A 22,402-nucleotide genomic window follows, 5' to 3' on the forward strand; every position below is an offset into this window, starting at 1 on the left:
ATCTCTCGGAGACGACCTCATGCGCATTGCCACCGCCACCGCCTACCAAGTCGCGATCCAGAATCTACAAGACCGGCAGGTCGATCTCACCGAGACCCAAGTGCGCTTGACCAGCGGCAAGCGCGTGCTGCGGGCCGGCGACGATCCCACCGCCGCAGCGCGTGCCGAGCGTGCCGCAGCCGCGATCGATCGCTCGACCGTCTCGCAGCGCGCCGTCGAGGCCAGCCGCACGGCCATGACCCTGGCCGAGAGCGCCTTGGGCAATGCCGTGAACCTGGTGCAGACGGCACGCGAAACCCTGGTGGCCGCCGGCAACGGCAGCTATACCGCCGCCGAACGCAAAGGGCTGGCCGCGCAACTGCAGCAGATTCGCGACCAATTGTTGTCCATCGCCAACCAACAGGACGGTGCCGGGAACTATCTCTTTGCCGGCCAGGGGGCAGCCGGAGCCCCCTTCGTCAGCTCGCCCAGCGGTGTGCAATTCACCGGGGTGGGCGGTGTGGTCTCCGTGGCCTCCGGCGAAGTGTTGCCGGCCACGGTCGATGGACAGGCGGCATGGATGAGTGCGGCCACCGGCAACGGTGTGTTCGAGACGCAACGCGTCAACGTCAGCGGTGCGGCCTGGATCGATGCCGGTCGCGTCACCGACCCGGCCTTGGTGCAAGACCTGCGCTATGACGTGACCTTCAGCGTCACCGGCGGCACCACCACCTACACCATCCAGCCGCGCGATCCGAACACCGGCACTGCCGTCGGTGCGCCCAGCAGCGGCACCTACCAGTCGGGCTCGGCCATCTCGATCGACGGGATTGCGTTCACCATCACGGGCACGCCTGCCGACGGCGATGAATTTCGCATCATGCCCAGCACCCCGACGTTGAGCGTCTTCGATGCGCTGGACCGCGCGATCGAAGGCTTGCGTTCGGACAGCGCCGCGCCCACCGATGTCATACAGACCACCAACGATGGACTGCGCAATCTCGACTCGGTGCTGGCGCGCCTGCAAAGCGTGCGCAGTGCCGTGGGCGACACCCTGCATCGCATCGATGGTGTCGAAGACCGCCTGTCGGCTCTCAAGCTCAACGCGCAAACAGATCGCTCGAATGCGGAAGATTTGGACATGGTGCAGGCCATTTCCGAGTTCCAGAACAAGCAAACCGGCTACGATGCGGTGCTCAAGACCTACAGCATGGTCCAACGCATGAGCCTGTTCCAGTACTTGGGCTGAATCCCTCCACCTTCCGCCTCGAACATCGCTGCCCATGGACAACGACGTGCTGCGCAACATCGCGCTGAGCTATTCCCCGATGGTGGACCGCCATCGCAAGATCGTGGCCACCCGTCTGACCGTCTCGTCACTGCGCACCCAGGAAGTGCTCAAAGCCGACCAGCTGCTGGCGGCCATCGCCGAGGTCTGGCCCGAAGGCGGACAGCCGGTCTCGCTCAACGTGATGAGCGAGACCTTGCTCAACGACCTGCTGCGCGCGCGGCCGCAGTCGTCGGTCATGATCGAGATTCCATCGTTCATCGCTTGCGATCCGGCCAATACGCAGGTCATCGCCCAGCTTCACGCCCGCGGCAACGTCCTGCTGCTGCATGGCCGCCCACCTTCATTGCTGCCGCGCGAGCTCCTGCCGTGTTTCAAGCATTCCATCGTCGATCTGGCCGATGATCGCCGCAAGAACGAGATGCCAGGCCAGGTCGAGTCCGGCATGGCGCGCCACATGGGCTTCATCCAGAGCAACGTGCGTACCGTGGCCGAGATGGAAAGCAGCTTCGCACGTGGGGCGCTGGCCATCCTGGGCTGGCCCATCGAGGAGGTGACCAGTGCGGCGGCATCCTCCGGCGGCCGAGCCGGCCAGCCGGACATGGCGGTGCTCGTCGAGCTGATCCGCCGCGTCGACGCCGGCGAAGACATCGACAAACTGGAAGCCGTGCTCAAGCGAGACCCCTCGCTGGCCTACCAGCTCATGCGCTACATCAACTCCCCGGCCTTTGGCCTGTCCGTGGAGATCGGCTCCTTCCGTCATGCCATCATGCTGCTGGGCTACAAGCGCCTCAAGCGCTGGCTGGCCCTGCTGCTGGCGACGGCCAGCAAGGACGCTAACATGCGTCCGGTCATGTATGCCTCGGTGCGCCGGGGCATCTTCATGGAGCAGCTCGTGGCTCACATGGGCGACGAAGAGATTCGTGGCGAGGTGTTCATTTGCGGCGTGTTCTCGCTGCTGGACAAGATCTTCCAGAAGCCATTCAGCGATCTGCTCCAGACCATCCCGGTGCCCGAGCGCGTCTACCAGGCCTTGGTCGAGGGCGAAGGGCCGCACCATCCCTACCTGGAACTGGCCCGCGCCGTCGAGACCGAGACGGCCCCGGTCATCCAAGAATGCGCCGACCCTTTGCTGCTGAGCCTGCAGGAAGTCAACCGCGCGGTACTGGCCACGCTGACCATGGCCAACCAGCTCGAGTGACGTTCCGGGGGGCGTGGCCGGCCCCGGGTTTGCGCAGCCCCGGGGCTGGTCTACACTGAGGCCCACAAACGCCCCTGACGGTCGTCGGGCCCGGTCGCGCACGGCCCACGTGCTGCGTCAGTCCCTGAGGGCCTGTGTCATCCCGTGCCCGCCTCGCCCGCCAACTCGATGAGTGCCGTCAACGCCGAGTCGCCGTCCGATCAGGCCCCCGACTTCGAGGATCAGCCCGATCCCAGCTTGTGGCTGGACGATGCCGGCCGCATCGAGTTCGCCAATCGCGCTGCACGGGAGCACTTGCGCACGGCCCCTGGGGCCATGGTGCACACCCTGGTGGGTGCGCTGGGATTGTCCGCCGTGCAGTGGGTGCTGGCGCAGCTCAGGCACGCGGGGCGTGCGGCGCCGGTGGAGGTGCCCCAGGCCTGGATGCTCGGGCCGCGGGTCATGGGCCCTGGCCGACGCCCCTGGCGCTTGACCCTGGCGCAGCAGCCTGGGCGCCGCTGGTGGCTGCGCCTGAGCCCGGCCCAGGCGCCCGAGGCGCCCGTGGGCGCGCCGTCCGAGCCCGAAGCGCTGCGCGAACTGCGGCGCATGTTTTGGGGGTCTCCCTTTCCAGTCATCGTGCAAGACGCGCAGCTGCGCATGGCCGATGTGAACCAGGCCTTCATCGACTACACCGGCTTCGCACGGGAGTACCTCATCGGTCTCGATCCGGTCGTGCTGTTGCACCCGCAGGATCGTGAGGCGCAACTCGAAGCGCGTCAGCAACTCGACCTGGCGCTGGAGGAGGGCGCCGATGCTCCCGCTTTCGCCCAGCATCGTTTGATCGATGCCAAAGGCCAGACGCGCTGGTACCGGGCCGTCACCCATGTGATTCGTGGCCTGGCTGGCAGTGCGCCTTGGCGCTTTTCGGTGCTGCAGGACTGCACCAGTGAAGTGCTCGCACGCGAGATGGCCGAGCGCTCGGCCGCCGAGCTCGGCCACTGGTTCGACCTGTCGCCGGTGGGCATGCTGCTTTTCGATGAGGATGGGCTCATCGTGCGCAGCAACCCGGCGCTGGTCCAACTCGTGGGGGAATTGCCGGGCTCGCTCACGCAGGTGCATCAGAGCCTCAGAGAGCTGCTGGGCTGGTACAGCGGTGGGCCACTGGCCGCGCTGCATCCGGGCAGCGCACCGCTGCTGCGACATGGGTGGGTCGAACATCCCGATGGCGCGGAGCGCTCGCTGCGCGCCGTGGTGCGCTGCCTCGACAGCCATCAAGGACAGCGGCGTTTCATGTCGGTCATCGAAGACCGCACCGCCGAGGACGAGCTCGACCGGGCACAATCCCAGCTCGGCGCTCTGGTGGAGACGGCCCATGCGGGACTGGCGTTGTTCGATGACCAGCGAGGCCTCTTCCACCCGGTCGGGGCGGCCGCCGCCGGTGAGGTGCTGCCCTCCAGCCAGCTCAAGGCCATCAGCCGAGAACTCGTGCGCTCCGACACCTTGGCCGAGTTCGATCGGGTGCAACACGCGCTGCGCCACGGCGAGCGGGCCGAGGCGCGCTATGCCATCGTCCATCCGGAGCTGGGGCTGCGCTGGCTGCTCACGCGCGTGGAGCCCCGGGTGCTCAGCTCAGGCAAGCGCAGCACCTCGGTGATCACGCTGGACGTGACCGAGCAGCACCAGGCCCAGCAGCGCAACGACCGCTTGCTGCGCGAGCTCACCACCATCCTCGAAAGCACCTCCGCCGGCATCGCCTATCTGCGTGGACAGACCTTGCTGCGCTACAACCGGCAGTTCGAGACCCTGCTCGGCCTGGAGGGGCACACCGCGGTCGACCCCCGCCTGGGAGAGCTGCTGCGCGACGCCGGCTTGGATCAAGACTTGGCGCTCGAAGCCTTGAACACGCTGGCGTCGGTGGGCCAGTTCGAAACCGAAATCCAGATCCGCCTGCCTGGGCGCGAGGCCCGCTGGTGTGCCCTGTCGATGCGCCGCATGGACAGCCCCGGCCCTGAACTCGAATCGATCGCGGTGCTATCGGACATCACCCGGCTCAAGACCCAGCAAATGGAGCTTGAAGCCGTGGTGCGCGACCGCGAGCTGATGTTCAGCCTGTCCGACGTGGGCATCGTGTTCCTGCGCCACGGTCGGGTGCAGCGGGCCAACGAAGGCTTCAGCCTGCTCAGTGGCTATCCCCTGGAAGAGCTCGAGCAACGCACCGAAGCCGAGCTCTTCGATGCACAGTGGGACCCACCGCAGCGGGAGCAGGCCGAGGCTCGCGCTTTGGCCGAGGGAGGGCACTGGACCGGCGAGCGCGTGCTGTGCCGCAAAGATGGGCGGCTGCAATGGGTGCAGGTGAGCAAGCGCCTGGTCGAACCCGGCCGGCCCGAAGGCGGGGTCATCGCCTCTTATGTCAACGTCGATGCCCGCCATCGCGCCGAGCAGGCCTTGGTGACCCAGGCCGAGCGCACGCGGGCCATTCTCGACTCGGTGTTCGTCGGCATCGTCACCGTGGGGTCGCATGGCATCGAGTGGATGAACCGCTCGGCGCGCCGAATGTTCGGCGGAGAGCTGGCCGATTTCCTGGGGCAGCCCATGAGCGTCGTGGCGCCGGAGGATCCGGCCCATCCTTTCCGTGACCAGGCCTTGCTGTCGCGATTGGACGAAGGACAGATCCACAACTTCGAATGCGAGGTCGCCGCACGGGACGGCCGCCGCTTCTGGGTGGTGGGCAATGCGGTGCTCACCGGTGCACATGCCTTGGGCGGGCGGGAGCTGACCTTCGCGTTGCTGGACATCGACCAGCGCCGCCAGGCGGAACGTCGCATCGCCCAGGCACGGGCTTCGCTGCAGCGCATCATCGAGCTGGCGCCTTTGGCCATCACCCTGCGCGACGCACGCACCCTGAAGATCTTGCAGATCAACCAGACGGCCGCCGACATCGCCGGGCGGCCCATCGAGGAATTGGTCGGCAGCACCCCTGAAGAGATCTACGGCCCGACCGAGGCGGCGCAGTTTCGTGCCGACATGCTGGAGGCCTTGCGTGCCGAGGGGGTCACGCACAAAGAGTACCGAGTGCGCGTGAAGGGGCAGCCCACGGTATGGGATGCGCGCTTCATGCCCTTGGCTCAGCCGGGTGAGCCGCCAGACCAGCTCCTGCTGGTGGCCACCAACGTGACCGAGCAGCGCGCTGCCGAGCAGGCCCGTCTGGAGGCGGCCATTGCCCAACGTGAATTGCTCGTCAAAGAGGTGCATCACCGCATCAAGAACAACCTGCAAGGGGTGGCCGGTTTGCTGCAGCAGATCGCGCAGCGCAAGCCCGAGATGGCCGGCCCGATCAGCGAGGTGGCTGGCCAAGTGCAGGCCATTGCGCATGTCTATGGCCTGCAAGTGGGCGCCAGCGGCCCGCTGCGACTGCGCAAGGTGGTGCAGGCCATCACCGGCTCCGTGCAGCGCACCTTCGACCGTGTCATCGTCTTGCAGGAGCAGGGCACCGGCATCGGCGAGTGGGTCTTGCCCGAGGCCGAATCCATCCCGATTGCGCTGTGCGTCAACGAATTGCTGACCAACGCCGTCAAACACAGCCCCGGAGGCGAGGTGCGCTGTATGCTCGAAGGCGAGCCCGACGCGGTCAGCATCACGGTGTGCAACCGCGGCCGGCTGCCTGAAGGCTTCACGCTCGAGCAGGTGCCCGCCGGCGTGTCGGGGCTGGGCCTCATTCGCGCGCTGTTGCCGCGGCGCAGCGCCCGCTTCGCATTGCAGTCCGACGCAGAAGACGGCGTGCGCGCCACGGTGCGCATCGTGCCTCCCGGCGCCACGCGGCAACCCGAGTGATCCCCGGCCGGAATTGGACGACAATACACAACCATGCAAACGCCGGGGGCCCTGCTTCCCGGAGTCCGATGCAGGTGGCGAGGCGCAGCGTGAAGAACAAAGGCAAGATCCTCGTGGTGGACGATGACCGGCTGGTGTTGGCCACGCTCACCCATGGACTGTCTCAGGCCGGGTATGAAGTCATCGATGCCGACAACGGCGACGATGCCATTTTGCTCGCCCGTCAGCATCGACCCGGGCTTGCCTTGCTCGACATCCGCATGGAGGGCAAGAGCGGCTTCGACGTGGCCGAATACCTGCGCACTTCGCTGCACACGCCGTTCATGTTCCTGTCGGCCTTCTCCGACGAAGCCACCCTGGAGAAGGTCAAGGCGCTGGGGGCCGTGGCCTACCTCGTCAAACCCTTGGACATTCGCCAGATCGTGCCGGCGGTGGAAGCCGCCTTCGCGCATCAGCAGTCGCGGCAGGGTGAGACCATGCGGCCGGCCAACGATCCTGGCGGCTCGGGGGACGACGAGATCCTGCAGCAACTCGTCGCGCTGGCCGTGGGCATTGCCATGCATCGCTTCTCGCTGGACCGCCGGCAGGCCCTGGAGCGACTGCGCCGCCAAGCACGACAAGACGGCTTGAGCCTGGAGGAGCAGGCCCGCCGCTTCGTCGAGGCCTTGGAAGTCCTCAGCGCCCCGGGCTGAGGGGGCCGCTGGGGCGAACCTCGCCCAACGTGAAATAAAACCGCGCACCGGCGCCCACTTCCGATTCGGCCCAAATCTGCCCGCCGTGGCGACGGATGATGCGCTGCACCGTGGCCAGCCCCACGCCGGTGCCGGGATAGTCAGTGGCGCTGTGCAGGCGTTGGAACACGCCGAACAGACGGTCGGCAAAGCGCATGTCGAAGCCCGCGCCATTGTCCTTCACGTGGTAAATCCAGCGCCCGTCTTGCTCCACGGCGCCGAATTCGATGCGGGCCTGCTCGGTGTGCATCGAATACTTCCACGCATTGCCCAGCAAATTCTCCAACACCACGCGCATCAGGGTCGGGTCGCCCTGCACGCTGAGACCCTCCTGGATCGATACCTCCACGCGCCGCTGCGGCGCCTGGCGGCGCAGATCTTCGACGATGTAATGCGCCAGCTGACTGAGGTTCACCGGTTGCGTCACCATGGGCTTGGCCGTCAGTTGCGACAGCGCCAGCAACGCATCGATCATGCCGTTCATGCGAGCCGCCGCACCCAGCACCCGGTCCAGGTGATCATGACCGATGCGATCCAGCGCCCGGGCGTAATCCTCTTTCAGGATCTTCGTGAAACCTTCGATCACGCGGATGGGCGCACGCAAATCGTGCGACACCGTGTAGCTGAACGACTCCAGCTCGCGCTGCACGGCCAGCCGTTCGGCCTGGGTGGCCTCGTCGGCCGTGGGCTGGGCCTCGGTGCATACCAGCAGCAGGGCCTTGCGCTGCGAGCCCCCATGTTCGAATGTGAAGGACTCCACGCGCATCTCCCAGCGGCGATCCGGGGACGGGGCAGGCGCGGCGTCGGCCTGTGGCGCCTCCTGCCCCAAGGCCTGCAACAAGGGCCTCAGCGGCCAGGTGCGCGCCTCGCGGGCGACTTGCACCACCTCGCGCCCGATCAGCAATGCCGCCGATTGCCCGATGCAGCGTGCAGCCCGCTCGTTGCAGTAGCGTATCCGGTAGGTGCTTGGCTCGTCTGCCACGGCTTCGGCCAGCACCACTGCGCTGGGCACGGCATCGAGCAGTTTGAGGCCGATTTGCCGGTCGAACTGCAGCTCCACCCGGGCCGACACATTGCGCGCCGTGCCCTGGTAGCCCACGAATCGCCCTTGGGCGTCGAAGCGGGGGCGGCCGCTCAGCAGCCACAGGCTGATGTGCCCGTCGGCCTCGCGTCGGTGGGTGGGAAGCTCGTGAAAGGGGCGTTGCCCATCGAGCATGCGGCGGTGGGCCTGCCACGAGCCGGCGTCGCTGCCGAAGTCCTCCCACAGCGGACGGCCCAGGCGCTGCTCGAAATGCCAGTCCGAGGCCGCCGCTTGCGGCGGCGGGCGCAGGAGGGTCAGACAATGCTGGGCATCGGTTTCCCAATACCAAAACGGCAGCAGTTCGAGCAGCTCCCGAACCTGGGTGCGGGCCAGCGCCTGCGCCTGACGAGCCGCGTCGTCTCGCCGAATGAACCACCACGACACCCCGCCGAGCAGCACCAGGCCCAAGGCAAACACCAGCAGCAACACGTCGGAGCCGGCCACGGCTTGCCATCCCTCGGCCCAGGACGAGCGCATCCAGGCCGCCCCCAGCACGCTCAAGGCCAGCCAGGCCAGCGTCAGCGCTGCGCCCAGCCCGGCGGCCACCAGCAGATGAGCCCCTGCAAGGGACGAGGAGCCACCCCCCGTGGGGCGGTCGAGGCTGGGGGCAGGGGCTGCGGGCCTTTCGCTCATGCGACGCATTGTAAGGACGCGTGTTTGCCAACTCTTTCTCGTTTTTCCCCGTCGGGCTTGGCTTGCAGATGCCTCACAAGCCCCATGATCTTGCGCGAACGCGCCGCACCGCACACACGCCGAGACCGGCTCAAGTTCCCGCCAGCGGCGCCGAAGACCAGACGAGGACCCCGCACCGCCGTGGTGCGGCAGGATGTCGTAACCACATGATGATGTCTGCCCCTTCCCCCTTGCCGGCTGAATCCCTTGCGGCCGAGGCTGCGCTCGACCGCGGGGCTCGGGAGCGGGCCGTGGTGGACGCCGTGCTCGACGCCCCCGGGCTGGGCGCGGCGCTTCGCGCGGTGGGCTGCCGCCTGGCCGCGTTGTTCCAGGCCCGAGACTGGGCCGTGTGGCGTGTGGACGACTGGAACGGTCAGTGCGGACTGATCTACCCCTGGAGCGAAGACGCCCACCCAGCCCGCCACCATGTCGATCTGGACGCCATCACTACCGTGCGCCACGACGACCGGCAGGGCGGCTGCGCGATCGCCCGCCAAGCCCCGTGGTGGAGCCAAGACGCAGACCGCATCTGGGTGCCCGTTTGGGATGACCAGGCGCCCGCCGGCTTGCTCGAGCTGCGCGGCGCGCGCCTCACGGATGAAGCTGCCGATGGCACCTTGCTGAGGCTGGCGTGCCGCCAGCTCGGGCTGATGGCACGTGTGGAGGCCGCCACCGTCGGCTTGCAGCGCCGCACCGAGCAAATCGAGCGTGAACGGCGCTGGCTCGACGACCTCATCGAGCACTTGCCCGTCAGCCTGTTCGTGATAGATCCGCTGGACTTGCGTCTGATCCAAGTGAACCGGCAGGCCGAACGGGAGTTCGGGCTGCGGCGGGAAGATTTGATCGGCCGCCCCCCGGAGGACGCCTATGGTCGCCAGCTCGCGGCGATATTGCGGCCCTCGGTGCAGCGAGCCTTGGCCGGTCACGGGATGTGGATCGAGGAAGAGATCCTGTGGTCCACCCATCGGCGCGGCCAGCGCCATGTCGATGTGCGCTACATCACGCTGCGGCGCGACGACGGCACGCCCCATGCGCTGTTGGTGGTCGCGCGCGACGTGACCGACCGGCGCAAGGCCGAGCAGGCGTTGCTGGAATCCGAAGCGCGCTTCCGGGAATTGGTCGACACCCTGGAAGACCATGTCTTCATCACCACCCCGGACCGCAGCCACTTCGAGTATCTCAGCCCCCGGGTCTACCCTTTTTGGGGGCTGACGCCGCAGGAAGTGGTGAGCGATCCCGGCCGTGCCTGGGCCCATGTTCCCGAGGAGGACCGAGCGCTGCTGGCACGGTGCCGCCACATGGAAGAAGCGCTGCAGCCCACCGATGTGGTGCACCGCGTGCGCCACCCCGAACGGGGCCTGCGCTGGCTGCGAACCCGCACCCGCAGCCAGCGCCGCGCCGATGGCAGCATTCGCGTCTACGGCATCAGCACCGATGTCACCGCAGAGCACGAGCGCGAGGCCGATTTGCAGCGCGCGCGCGATCTGGCCGAGGCCGCCAGCCAGGCCAAGAGCCAGTTCATGGCCAACATGAGCCATGAGATCCGCACGCCGATGAACGGCATCCTGGGCATGACGGAATTGCTGCTGGGCACTGCGCTGACGGACAAGCAGCGTCGCTTCGCCCAAGCGGTCTATCGCTCCGGCGAGAACCTGCTCGAAATCATCAACGACATTCTGGATTTCTCCCGCATCGAAGCGGGCAAGATGGAGTTGGCCACCTCGGATTTCGTGCTGCGTTCGGTGGTGGAGGACACCTTGGAGCTGCTGGCCCCGCGCGCCCACGACAAGCGTCTGGAGCTCAGCTTCCGTGAGGCCCCGGGCGTGCCCCCGCTGGTCCATGGCGATCCCCTGCGGCTGCGTCAGGTGCTCACCAATCTCGTGGCCAACGCGATCAAATTCACCGAGTCGGGCGAAGTGGTGGTGGAGGTGCGGTGCCATGAGACGCCGCAGGGCGCATCCAACGGGGCTGCCGACCAGCGGCGCGTGGAGCTGGAATTCCTCGTGCGCGACACGGGCATCGGCATCGAGCCCGAGGTGCTGCCGCGCTTGTTCAGTCCGTTCACCCAGGCCAACAGCAGCACCACCAAGCGCTACGGTGGCACCGGGCTGGGCCTGGCGATTTCCCGTCAGCTCGTCGAGCTGATGGGCGGACACATCGACGTGCACAGTGAACCCGGCCGCGGCTCGACCTTCCGCGTCCGCGTGCCCGTGGGCGTTTCGCCGTTTTCGAACGCGGCCGCCGAGCTCGATGCGCTGGACATGCCCAAACTGCGGGTGCTCGTCGTCGAGGATCACGAGACCAACCGCGAGGTGCTCGAACAGATGTTGAGCGCCTGGGGCTTGCAGGTGAGCGCGGCGGCAAGCGGCCAGGCCGGGCTGGACCTCGTCGAGCACGAGCACCGCGCCGGCCGGCGCTTCGACCTGGCGCTGGTGGACATGCAAATGCCCGGCCTCGACGGGGTGCAATTCGCCCGCTCATTGCGCCAGCACCCGGCCGGCACCGGCACCAAACTCATCCTGCTGTCATCGATGTCCTCGCCCGATGACGCGCGCTTGGCGCACGAAGCCGGCTTTCAGCGCTTCTTGACCAAGCCGGTGCGCAAGGTCGAGCTGCGCCAAGCGATTCTTGGCGTGTCGGCCACCCCGGCCCGTTCTCGCGCGCCCGAGGCTTGCTTCCCGCACCGCGTGCTCGTCGTCGAGGACAACCCCGTCAACCAAGAGGTCATCCAGCAAATGCTGCGTCGCCTGGGCTGCCAAGTCCACCTGGCGGCCTCGGGGCTGGAAGGCTTGCGCGCCTTGTGCGAACATCGCTTCGACCTCGTGCTCATGGACATCCAGATGCCCGGCATGGACGGCGTGGACACGCTGCGATGGTTCCGCAAGGGGCCCGGCGGGCGATTTGCGTTCCTCACGCCGCCGCACGTCCCGGTGGTGGCCGTCACGGCCAATGCGCTGGGCGGCGACCAGGAGCGATTCTTGGACCAGGGGTTCAACGACTATCTGTCCAAACCCTTCCGTCAGAACCAGCTGCTGGCCGTGCTGGCGCGCTGGCTGCCCGAAGCCGAGCCGCTGGCTGGTGTCGAAACCGCCCCCCCGACTCCGCCCCTTGTCGCCCCAGCCGTGGAGATTTCGATGCGCACTCCGGATCCCGATGTTTTCGACCCCCAGGCCGTGCAGCGCCTGCGCGAGCTCGATCCGAAGGGCGACAATCAACTGCTGGACCGATTGTTTCGCACCTTCGAAGCCTCGCTGCAGCGCCTCATCCCCCAAATGGTGGAAGCCCACCAAGCGCAAGATCTGGCGACAATCCGACTGACGGCCCACACACTGAAATCCTCGTGCGCCAGTGTGGGGGCCCTGAAGCTGTCGGCCCACTGCGCCGAGATCGAGACCTTGATCCGAGGCGGCAGTGCCGAACCGCTGGAGGAACGAATCGCCGCCGTGCGTGAGGAATCCGACCGTGTGCTTGCCAGCCTGAGGGCCTATTTGCACCAAGCCTGATCCATGCCATGAGATCTTCCCCGTTCGCTGACGATGTCGATCTGGAGCAGCCTCAGGTGCTCCTGGTCGACGACGACGAGGTCAACCTCCTGCTGACCTCGATCGCCCTGCGCGAGCGCGGCTTTGCCGTCACCGAGGCCTCCAGCGGCGAAAAGGCTCTGCGCATGCTGGCCGACTGGTCGCCCGACGTCATCGTGCTCGACGCCATCATGCCTGGCATGGACGGTTTTGAGACCTGCCGGGAACTGCGAGCCACTCCGGGCTTCCATGCCATCCCGGTGCTCATGCTCACCGGGCTGGACGACGACGCCTCCATCACGCGCGCCTACGAGGCCGGTGCCACCGACTTCTTCGTCAAGTCGAACCAATGGAGCCTGCTGGCCGGTCGCCTGCGCTATCTGCTGCGCTCGGCCCGCACGCGCCAGGCCCTGGAGCGCAGCAAGGCCCAGCTCGCCCGTGCTCAAGACCTGGCCCGCATGGGCAGCTTCGACTGGCACGTGGACAAGGGCACCCTGAGCTTCTCGCTCGAAGGGCTGCGGGTGTTTGGCATGGGCCCGGGCGATGCGCTGAGCATGCGCGAGGTGCTGCACATGATCCCGGCCGACGAGCGCAAGGGCTTCCTGGCCATCCTGCGCGAGGTCTTGCGCCACAACACCGTGCTGTGCACCGACGTGCCCGTCAACCTTGCCGATGGCCGCCAGCGCATCGTCCACGTCGAGGCCGAACCCGAGTTCGACGACCACGGCAACCTCAGCCTCTACAACGGCATCGTCCAGGACGTCACCGACCGCCGCATCGCCGAGGACAAGATCAAGCATCTGGCCAACTTCGACTCGCTCACCGGCCTGCCCAACCGCCGCCAGATCATCTGGCGGGCCGAACGTGCGATCGAGCATGCCAAGCAGTTGCACCACCAAGTCGGCTTCCTGCTGATCGACCTCGACCGCTTCAAGATCATCAACGACACCCTGGGCCATGCCGCGGGGGACGATCTGCTGGTGGAAGTGGCACGGCGGCTGCGCGCGTGCGTGCGCCATTCCGACCAGGTCATCGACGCCCCGCTGGACGCCCTGGGTTCGCGTGCCCACCGCACGCTGGAGGCGGTGGGCCGCCTGGGTGGCGACGAGTTCGTCGCCCTGCTGCCCGAGGTGGGCAGCCAGGGCGACGCCGAGCGCGTGGCCCATCGCATCCTCGAGGCCTTGCGTGAGCCGGTGCTGGTGGGCGGCCAGGAATGCTTCGTCACGGCCAGCGTCGGCGTGGCCTTGTTCCCTCGCGATGGCACCACGGTGGCCGACCTGCAACGCAACGCCGACGTGGCCATGTATGCCGCCAAGAACCAAGGCCGCAATGCGTGCAGCCTGTATTCACCGCAGCTGGCAGGCATGGGCCGGGCCAAGCTGGAACTCGAGTCGGCCTTGCACAAAGCCCTCGAGCGTGGCGAGCTGGTGCTGCACTACCAGCCCAAGGTCGATGTGGCGGCGGGCACGCTGATCGGCGTGGAAGCGCTGATGCGCTGGCAGCGCGGCGATCGACTCATCTCACCGGCGGACTTCATCCCCCTGGCCGAGGAGACCGGTCTCATCGTCCCGATGAGTTACTGGGCCTTGCAAGAAGCCATTCGCCAGACGCGCTGCTGGCGCCAAGCGCTCGGCATGGACCTGCCCGTGGCCGTCAACCTGCCCAGCCGCATGTTTTTGCGCACCGACCTGGTCGAGAACATCCAGACCTCGTTGCAAGAACACCAAGCCAGCCCCAACTGCGTGCAACTCGAGATCACCGAGACCGGGCTGATGAAAGACCTGCAAAACGTCATGCCATCGTTGCGCCGGCTCAACCAGCTCGGCCTGGAGATCTCCATCGACGACTTCGGCACCGGCTATTCCTCGCTGGCCTACCTCACCACACTGCCCATCGGCGAACTCAAGATCGACCGATCTTTCGTGCGCGAGCTGGGCGTGCGTGCCGAAAGCGCCGCGGTGGTCACCGCCATCATCGCGCTGGCCCGCTCCCTGGACTTGCGGGTGATCGCCGAAGGCGTCGAAAACAGGCTCCAGATGGAAGTCATCAGCCGCCTGGGCTGCAGCACCATGCAGGGTTTTCTCTTCAGTCGCCCTTTGCCGGCGGCCGAGCTCGAACAATGGTTGCGTCAGACCGTGCTGCCGCGCCGGGCGGTCTGGATGCAGCCGCTCGAGTCCTCCGAGGCGGCCGCTGGCCGGTCCGGGTCGACCCGGGTGGCCTCGTAAAGCCTGCCGTCCATGAGCTCCTTGCCGTCTTCTCCCGATTCGCGTTCTCCTGCAGGCGCCACCCAGCCGGCCCCGCTGGGATCGGTCCAGACACCGGCCCAAATCGCCAAAGCGGCCCTGCGTCGCCTGGCGCTGAACCGGCTGGAGCCCACCCCCGAAAACTACCTGCGAGCCTACCGCGCCGAAGCCGGAGAATCCCCCGACGCCTTGGTCCTGCCGCCGGCGGTGCAGCGCCTCATCGAGCAGCTGGCCCAGCGCCTACACGCCGATCCTGCCCCGCTGCTGGAGGCCCTGGCCCGCGGTCGCCATGAGCAGGCCGAACGCTGGCTGGCCGATGTTCCGGAAGGTGCCGGTGGCGATGCCCAGGTCTGGGCCAGCCTGATCCAGCGCCTGGTCAAAGGCGTGGAGCGTGGCGGCCGGCTGTGGACCAGCGCCCGCAAGAAAGAAAGCTTGCAACGGGTGCTGGCCGCCAGCCGTGGCGATCCGGCGCGCCTGCGGCAGCGCCTGCAGCACCTCGTGGCGACCTGGGACAGCGATGCGCCTGCGGAGTCCCCGGTGCTGGCCGACGACCCGGTGCTGGCCGATGCACTGGCCGGCGGCGCAGCGACGCCGACCCAGCCGGCGCCCCTGGACGACCCCCTGCTGGCCGGCTTGCCGCAGCCCGCGCAGGGCCTGGACCGGTCTTGGGGCGAGGTCGTGGCCGATCTGGCGCAGGCCATCACCGAGGCCCTGCCCGAAGACGACCCGCGCTGCATGCGCCTGCGCGCCCGGCTGGCCGATCTGTTGGCCCCCTTGGCGACCCAGCCCGACGAAGACCTGGCCGAAGACTGGCGCGGCTGGGCTGCTGATGCCAAGCGCTTGCTGAGTCATCGCGCCCACCTCACCGACCAGCTGCGAGGCCTGTGTGACGAACTCAGTGCCAGCCTGGGCGAGCTGGCCGAAGACGGCAGCTGGGTACAAGGGCAAGCCGCTTTGATGCGCGAGCATCTGCGCGCGGGGCTCACCGCGCGCAGCGTGCGTTCGGTCAGCCACCTGCTGCATGCCGCTCGCAGTCGCCAAGGCGAGATCAAAGCCGAGCGCGCGCGTTCGCGCGACATGATCAAACAGCTCATCAACAGCATGGTCCAGCGCATTGGTGAGCTCGGGGCCCACACCGGGCGCTTCCAGGACCGCATGGACCGCTACGTGCAGGTCATCGAACAGGCCGACACCCTGGAAAGCTTGGCCAGCGTCGTCAAAGAGCTGGTCGAAGACACCCGCAACGTGCAGACCGCGGTGCACGACACGCACGAACAGTTGCGCAGCGAACACGCTCAGGCCGAGGCCTTGCAGCAGCGCGTGCGTGAACTGGAGGCCGAGTTGCAGCGTCTGTCGGCCGAGGTCTCCACCGACCCGCTGACCGAGGTCGCCAACCGCCGCGGGCTCATCCAAGCCTTCGAGGTCGAGCAGGCACGCCTACAGCGGCAAGGCGGCGAACTCGCCATCGGCTTGCTCGACATCGACAACTTCAAAAAGCTCAACGACACCCTGGGCCACCAAACCGGCGATGAAGCGCTCAAGTTTCTGGCAGCACATGTCAAGCAGGCGCTGCGGCCCATGGACACCGTGGCGCGGTATGGCGGCGAGGAATTCGTCGTGTTGCTGCCGCAAACCACCGCCGAGGAAGCTCGTGTCGTGCTCACGCGGCTGCAGCGCACACTGTCGGCCAATTTCTTCATGCATGACCAACGTCAGGTGTTCGTCACCTTCTCGGCGGGGGTGACCGTCTTTCGCCCGGGCGAGCGTCTCGAAGAAGCCCTGGACCGCGCGGACGAGGCGCTTTACGAGGCCAAGCGCACGGGCAAGAACCGCACCTGCGTGGCTTGAGATGCGGCCCAGACGGCCCAGCCATGCGCGCTGGCGGCTGAGCGGCTAGCTTTGGCGGAAGCGGTGAGATTCGAACTCACGAACCCTTGCGGGTTGCCGGTTTTCAAGACCGGTGCAATCGACCACTCTGCCACGCTTCCAAAATTCACTGAATCTTCACTGAAGTGCCGGCTTTGGTCGGCGCTCACATCGCTGCGCGATATGGGCACCGCCCCAAGTCCCTGCGGGACTTGACCAAGACCGGTGCAATCGACCACTCTGCCACGCTTCCAAAATTCGCTGTATCTTCAATGAATTGCCGGTTTTGGTCGGCGCTCACATCGCTGCGCGATATGGGCACCGCCCCAAGTCCCTGCGGGACTTGATCCCCGTCAAGCCCCTGTCATCGTCTTGCGCCGACGATGATGCCAAAGTCCGAAGTTTACCTGCCTCATGGCGCCGCAGCCGGCCGCGGGGGCTTGAAACGGCAGCGGGTTGCCGTCACTTGACAGGCATTCGGGAGTCATGCCGATGGCGCAGTTCAAAGATTACTACCGGGTCCTGGGCGTGCCACGCGATGCCACGGCCGATCAAATCAAGCAGGCCTACCGGCGCCTGGCACGCAAATACCATCCGGACGTCAGCCGCGAGCCGGATGCCGCGACACGCATGAGCGAAGTCAATGAAGCTTATGCCGTGCTGTCCGACCCGCAGCGGCGCGCCGCCTATGATGCCGTGGGCGCGGGCCGCCGTGCTGGTGAGCCCTTCACCCCGCCGCCCGATTGGGATGCGGGCTTCGAATTCAGCCCCGACAGCTTCGAAGAAGTCGATCTGCACGATGTCAGCGACTTCTTTGCCGAGTTGTTCGGTCGCATGGGCGCGCGCAGCCGGGCTGCCGGCGCGCGGGCCTCGGTCGGCCGGGGCGAGGATCACCATGCCCGCATCGTGCTCGATTTGGCCGATGCCTGGCTGGGCGCCCAGAAGGAAATCACCCTGCGCAGCCCCCAGGTCGATGCCGACGGCCGCGTGCGCTTGACGACCCGCACCTTGCAGGTGCAGATTCCGCGCGGCGTGCGGCCAGGGCAGTTGATCCGGCTGGCCGGCCAAGGCGGGGCCGGGCCCGGGGCAGCGGCGCCGGGCGACTTGTACCTGGAAGTGCAGTTCCGTCCCGACCCGCGCTTCCGCCTGGATGGCAACACCCTGATCACCGAGCTGCCCGTGGCTCCGTGGGAAGCGGCGCTTGGCGCGGTGGTGCCCTTGAGCCTGCCCGGGGGACAGACCTTGCGGGTGCGGGTGCCTGCCGGCGCGCAAAGCGGTCAGCACCTCACCGTCCGGGGCCAGGGGTTGCCCAGTCAACCGCCCGGCGATCTCGAGTTGATCGTGCGCGTGATCCTGCCCAGCGCCCACCACCCGAAGGCGCGAGAGCTGTATGAGCAAATGGCGGCCGCTTTGCCGCAGTTCGATGCGCGTCGGCAGGCGGCGGCCGATGCCGAGTCTGGAGGTGCCCGCTCATGACCCGCTTGGTTTCGACCCTCGCAGGCGATCAGACCTTGCTCGACCTGCAGGCCCTGTGCCGTTGTGCCCTGGTCAGCCCCGAATGGGTGCTGGAGCGGGTGCGCGCTGGCTTGATCGCGCCGTGCAGTGCCGATGGCGAATCGGCCTGGCGTTTTGATGCAGCCGCGCTGCGCCGTGTGCGCTACATGGTGCATCTGGAGCGGCATTTCGATGCCGTGCCGGAGTTGGCGGCCCTGGTGGCGGACATGCATGAAGAAATCGAGGCGCTGCGCAGTCAGCTGGCCCGTTTCGTGGGTTGACGAGCCGTCCTTCGTGAGGAGCAGACCATGGCGATGAAATCCCCCGATGCGCAAACCCGCTGGAATGTGGGCTACTGGTTGCTGGCGCTGCTGGCGCTTTTGTCGCTGCAAAACCTGTGGCAAAGCCAGCGCTTGGTCGAGCCGGTGCCCTACAGCGAATTCGAGCGTGCGCTGGCCGAAGGCCGCGTGGCCGAGGTGGTGGTCGGTGAAACCACGCTGACGGGCAAGCTCAAGAACCCCGAGCCGCGCGGCACGAGCGTCATCGTGGCCAACCGGGTCGAGCCCGCGCTGGCCGAGCGCTTGTCGCAATATGGCGTGCCTTACACCCGGGTGGTCGAGAGCACCTTCTTGCGCGATTTGCTGTCCTGGGTCGTGCCGGCCTTGGTGTTCTTCGGCGTGTGGTTCTTCCTGGTGCGCCGCTTCGCCGAAAAGCAGGGCATGGGCGGCTTCATGAGCATCGGCAAAAGCCGCGCGAAGATCTACGTCGAAAAAGACACGGGCGTGACCTTTGCCGATGTGGCCGGGGTGGATGAGGCCAAGGCCGAGCTGCAGGAAATCGTCGCCTTCTTGAAAGACCCGCAAGGGCAGGGCCGGCTGGGTGCGCGCAGCCCCAAAGGCGTGCTGCTGGTGGGCCCACCGGGCACAGGCAAGACCTTGCTGGCCAAGGCCGTGGCCGGTGAAGCCGGGGTGCCCTTCTTCAGCATTTCGGGCTCTGAGTTCGTCGAAATGTTCGTCGGTGTGGGCGCAGCACGCGTGCGCGACCTGTTCGAGCAGGCCCGTGCGAAGGCGCCGGCCATCATCTTCATCGATGAGCTCGATGCCCTGGGCCGAGCCCGGGGGGCGGCCGGCGCCGTCGGCGGGCATGACGAGCGTGAGCAGACGCTCAACCAGCTGCTGGTCGAGCTCGACGGCTTTGACTCCACCTCCGGCCTCGTGCTCTTGGCTGCGACCAACCGCCCCGAGATTCTCGATCCCGCGTTGCTGCGAGCCGGGCGCTTCGACCGCCAGGTGCTGGTGGACCGACCGGACAAGGCCGGCCGTGTGCAGATTCTGAAGGTGCACGTCAAGAAGATCCGCCTGTCGCCACAGACGGACCTGGAGCAAATCGCCGCGCTGACCACCGGCTTTTCCGGGGCGGACTTGGCCAATCTGTGCAACGAGGCGGCTTTGGCCGCCACCCGGCGGGGTGCTGCCGAGGTGGAGCTGCAGGACTTCACCGTGGCCATCGAGCGCATCGTCGCTGGCTTGGAAAAGAAAAATCGCGTGCTCAACCCACGCGAGCGCGAGATCGTCGCCTACCACGAAATGGGCCATGCGCTGGTGGCGCTGTCCCTGCCCGGGACCGACACCGTGCACAAGGTCTCGATCATCCCGCGTGGCATCGGCGCGCTGGGCTACACCATCCAACGCCCCACCGAGGACCGTTTCCTGATGACGCGAGAAGAGCTCGAACACAAGCTGATGGTGTTGCTCGGGGGGCGGGCGGCCGAAAAACTGGTGTTCGATCACTGGTCCACCGGTGCGGCCGACGATTTGGCGCGCGTGACCGACATCGCGCGCGACATGGTCACGCGCTACGGCATGGTCGAGGGCCTGGGGCATGTGGCCTATGACGCCCAGCCCACGCGGTTCCTGGAGGTGCCCGGCGCGCTGCAGCCGGCGCGGCACATCAGCCCGGACACCCAGCACCGCATCGATGAAGCCGTGCGCGAGATCGTCACGCGCGCTTTCGATCGTGCCTTGGAGCTGCTGCGCTCGCACCGCGATGTGCTCGAGCGCGGGGCTCGCGAGTTGCTGGCGCGCGAGACGCTGGACGAGGCGGCCTTGCAGGAATTGACCCAGTCCTTGCGTCCGGTGCAGGCCCCGCAGGCGGCGTCGAGCGCTGCGTGAACCTCAGCGGCCCGGTACTTGGGCTTGGGCGCATGCGACTTGGGTCACCTCGCGCCGCCCCCCGTCGATGCGCACGGCGGTCAAGCATCCGCCCCACACACAACCGGTGTCGATGGCCAGCAAGTCCGGTCGATTGATCAGCCCCAAGGTCGACCAATGGCCAAAAGCCACGGGCGTGCCGGCCGTGCGTCGGCCCGGTACCTCGAACCACGGATAGTAGCCCGCCGGCGCGGCCTCCAAACCCTCTTTCGTGGTGAACTCCAAACAACCCTCGGCGCTGCAATAGCGAATGCGTGTCAGGGTGTTGACCACGAAGCGCAAGCGATCATGCCCCTGCAAATCGTCTTGCCAGCACGCGGGTTCGTTGCCGTACATCACTTGTAGGAATTCGCCCAGGGCCTCACTGCGCAGATGCGTTTCGACTTCGGCGGCCAGTCTCAGGGTTTGGGCCGCGTCCCACTGAGGCACCACACCGGCGTGCACCATCAACCAGCCGTGCGCCTGCACGGCCAGGCGCTGCTGGCGCAGCCACTCGATCCACTGCTCGCGCTGTGCCGAATCCAGGATCGGCGCCAGCGTGTCGCTGCGATGGGGCCGACGCACGCCATGCGCGACGGCCAGCAAATGCAAGTCGTGATTGCCCAGCATACAAGTGGCCGAGTCGCCGAAAGACACCAGGCGCTGCAGCACCTGCAACGAAGACGGACCCCGGTTGACCAAATCGCCCAGCAGGTACAACTGGTCGCGTGAGGGGGAAAACCCGAGCTCGGCCAGCAGGCGATCCAGTGCGTCGCAACAGCCTTGCAAGTCTCCGATGAGATAGATCATGGCTGCGATTCTGCTACGCTTGCCCGTCCGAATAGACCACTTTCCCCGCGCCGGCGAGGCGCGGGGCGCTGCATGGACGTTGCGATACTGATCTTCCTCATCGTGCTCAACGGTGCATTTGCGATGTCGGAAATGGCGTTGACCGCCGCACGCAAAGCCCGCCTCCAAGTGCTGGTGGAAAACGGCGCGGCAGGGGCCTCGGCCGCCATGGCGCTGCACGACAACCCCACCAAGTTTCTCTCCACGGTACAGATCGGCATCACCTCGATCGGCATCCTCAACGGCATCGTCGGTGAGGCGGCCTTCGCCGCGCCCTTGGCCGAATGGATGATGCATGTGTGGAACCTGCAGGCCACGGTGGCCAGCGTGGTGTCCACGGGCATCGTGGTGGTCATCATCACCTTCTTGACCATCATCTTCGGCGAGCTGGTGCCCAAGCGCCTGGGACAAATGTACCCCGAGACCGTGGCACGTTTGGTGGCCCGCCCGATGGAGTGGTTGTCATTGGCCGCGCGTCCCTTCGTGGTGCTGTTGTCCTGGGCCACGGCCACGGTGCTGCGCTTGCTGGGCATCACCGACCAACCCCACCGCGGCGTCACCGAGGAGGAGATCGCTGCCAGTTTGGAAGAAGGCGTCGATGCCGGCGTCATCGAAGCGCACGAGCATCAAATGGTGCGCAATGTCTTCCGCCTCGACGAGCGACCGATCAGCTCGATGATGATCCCGCGCGGTGACATCGTTTGGCTCGATGCCCAGGCGCCGGTGGAGCAGGCCCTGGCCACCATCGCCCAGGCCGAGCATTCCCGCTATCCCGTGTGCCGCGGTGGGTTGGACGACGTGCTGGGCGTGGTCACCGCCCGGCAGTTGCTGCAGCAGATGGCCCAGGGGCGGGAGATCCGCCTGACCGAAAACCTGCAAGCGCCGGTGTTCGTGCCAGAAACGCTCACGGGGATGGAGCTGCTCGAGAGCTTTCGGGCCTCGAGCATGCAAATGGTGTTCGTGGTCGACGAGTACGGTGAGGTCCAAGGCGTGATCACCTTGCAAGACGTGCTGGAGGCCATCACCGGGGAATTCCACACCGCCGAGCCGGACGAGGCCTGGGCGGTCCCGCGCGAGGACGGCTCATGGTTGATCGATGGCCTCATTCCGGTGCCGGAACTGAAAGACCGATTGGGCTTGAAAGACCTGCCCGAAGAGGACCGCGGCCGCTACAACACCCTGGCCGGCATGGTGATGCTGCTGCTCGGGCGCCTGCCGCAGGTCACCGACACGGTGCAATGGGGAGGCTGGCGCTTCGAAGTGGTCGATATGGATGGCAAGCGCATCGACAAGGTGCTGGCCACCCGCCTGCCCGAAGACAGCGGGCCCGCCGAGGTCTTTGGCACGCAGCCGCGCCGTCAAGGGTGACCAGAGGGGGCTCGTGCATCGGGCGTGCCTGTCGTGGGGGCCACTCTGATGTGGCCCCATCAACACGGGCCCCATCAACGCAGGCCCCAAAAAGAACCGGGGCCCGATCT

At 66.9% G+C, this 22,402-nt stretch carries 13 protein-coding genes and 1 tRNA gene; 11 read left to right on the forward strand and 3 right to left on the reverse strand.

What is annotated here, in order from left to right:
• Nucleotides 1-19: 19 nt before the first annotated feature.
• The 4 genes from flgL (at nt 20) to F615_RS0100285 (ending at nt 6,970) form a co-directional block, all read left to right on the forward strand.
• A complete protein-coding gene (flgL, locus tag F615_RS0100270) occupies nt 20-1,228 on the forward strand; it encodes a flagellar hook-associated protein FlgL (protein WP_019559168.1) in 1,209 nt (402 codons plus the stop codon).
• 34 nt (nt 1,229-1,262) lie between these two features.
• Nucleotides 1,263-2,468, forward strand: coding sequence for an EAL and HDOD domain-containing protein (locus tag F615_RS0100275; protein ID WP_019559169.1), 1,206 nt, complete (start codon nt 1,263-1,265; stop codon nt 2,466-2,468).
• A gap of 168 nt (nt 2,469-2,636) precedes the next feature.
• Nucleotides 2,637-6,278: a PAS domain-containing sensor histidine kinase gene (locus F615_RS0100280; protein ID WP_033370775.1), complete on the forward strand. Its 3,642-nt coding sequence runs from the start codon at nt 2,637-2,639 to the stop codon at nt 6,276-6,278.
• An 89-nt stretch (nt 6,279-6,367) separates the two neighbouring features.
• Nucleotides 6,368-6,970, forward strand: coding sequence for a response regulator (locus tag F615_RS0100285; protein WP_232300984.1), 603 nt, complete (start codon nt 6,368-6,370; stop codon nt 6,968-6,970).
• Here F615_RS0100285 and F615_RS19270 read toward each other — a convergent pair.
• Nucleotides 6,954-8,723: a sensor histidine kinase gene (locus F615_RS19270; protein ID WP_169452405.1), complete on the reverse strand. Its 1,770-nt coding sequence runs from the start codon at nt 8,721-8,723 to the stop codon at nt 6,954-6,956. The two genes, F615_RS0100285 and F615_RS19270, sit on opposite strands and share 17 nt — an antisense overlap.
• A gap of 206 nt (nt 8,724-8,929) precedes the next feature.
• Between F615_RS19270 and F615_RS19275 the strand changes: the two genes are divergently transcribed.
• From F615_RS19275 to F615_RS0100305, 3 genes are read left to right on the forward strand one after another with little or no spacing between them, the layout of a single operon-like run.
• A complete protein-coding gene (locus tag F615_RS19275) occupies nt 8,930-12,265 on the forward strand; it encodes a response regulator (RefSeq protein WP_019559173.1) in 3,336 nt (1,111 codons plus the stop codon).
• A gap of 8 nt (nt 12,266-12,273) precedes the next feature.
• Nucleotides 12,274-14,508 (forward strand): putative bifunctional diguanylate cyclase/phosphodiesterase, encoded by a 2,235-nt coding sequence (locus F615_RS17460; protein WP_019559174.1) that lies wholly within the window; start codon nt 12,274-12,276, stop codon nt 14,506-14,508.
• Nucleotides 14,509-14,520: 12 nt separating this feature from the next.
• A complete protein-coding gene (locus F615_RS0100305; RefSeq protein WP_019559175.1) occupies nt 14,521-16,374 on the forward strand; it encodes a GGDEF domain-containing protein in 1,854 nt (617 codons plus the stop codon).
• 52 nt (nt 16,375-16,426) lie between these two features.
• Here the strand turns inward: F615_RS0100305 and F615_RS0100310 are convergent.
• Nucleotides 16,427-16,514 (reverse strand) — tRNA-Ser (locus F615_RS0100310).
• Nucleotides 16,515-16,878: 364 nt separating this feature from the next.
• On the opposite strand from F615_RS0100310, the gene F615_RS0100315 reads away from it, so the two are divergent.
• From F615_RS0100315 to ftsH, 3 genes are read left to right on the forward strand one after another with little or no spacing between them, the layout of a single operon-like run.
• Entirely contained in the window at nt 16,879-17,868 is a 990-nt protein-coding gene (locus tag F615_RS0100315) for a DnaJ C-terminal domain-containing protein (RefSeq protein ID WP_019559176.1), read from the forward strand.
• Nucleotides 17,865-18,167, forward strand: coding sequence for a chaperone modulator CbpM (locus F615_RS0100320; protein ID WP_019559177.1), 303 nt, complete (start codon nt 17,865-17,867; stop codon nt 18,165-18,167). The genes F615_RS0100315 and F615_RS0100320 overlap by 4 nt, the downstream gene beginning before the upstream one ends.
• A gap of 27 nt (nt 18,168-18,194) precedes the next feature.
• Nucleotides 18,195-20,057 (forward strand): ATP-dependent zinc metalloprotease FtsH, encoded by a 1,863-nt coding sequence (ftsH, locus tag F615_RS0100325; protein ID WP_019559178.1) that lies wholly within the window; start codon nt 18,195-18,197, stop codon nt 20,055-20,057.
• 3 nt (nt 20,058-20,060) lie between these two features.
• Here ftsH and F615_RS0100330 read toward each other — a convergent pair whose 3' ends face one another.
• Nucleotides 20,061-20,885 (reverse strand): symmetrical bis(5'-nucleosyl)-tetraphosphatase, encoded by an 825-nt coding sequence (locus F615_RS0100330; RefSeq protein WP_019559179.1) that lies wholly within the window; start codon nt 20,883-20,885, stop codon nt 20,061-20,063.
• A gap of 72 nt (nt 20,886-20,957) precedes the next feature.
• On the opposite strand from F615_RS0100330, the gene F615_RS0100335 reads away from it, so the two are divergent.
• Nucleotides 20,958-22,292 carry a hemolysin family protein gene (locus tag F615_RS0100335; RefSeq protein ID WP_019559180.1) on the forward strand — a complete coding sequence of 445 codons (1,335 nt, stop codon included), beginning with the start codon at nt 20,958-20,960 and terminating at the stop codon, nt 22,290-22,292.
• The last annotated feature ends 110 nt before the right edge of the window (nt 22,293-22,402 follow it).

This window comes from Caldimonas manganoxidans ATCC BAA-369 (genome assembly GCF_000381125.1).
Taxonomy (GTDB): domain Bacteria; phylum Pseudomonadota; class Gammaproteobacteria; order Burkholderiales; family Burkholderiaceae_C; genus Caldimonas; species Caldimonas manganoxidans.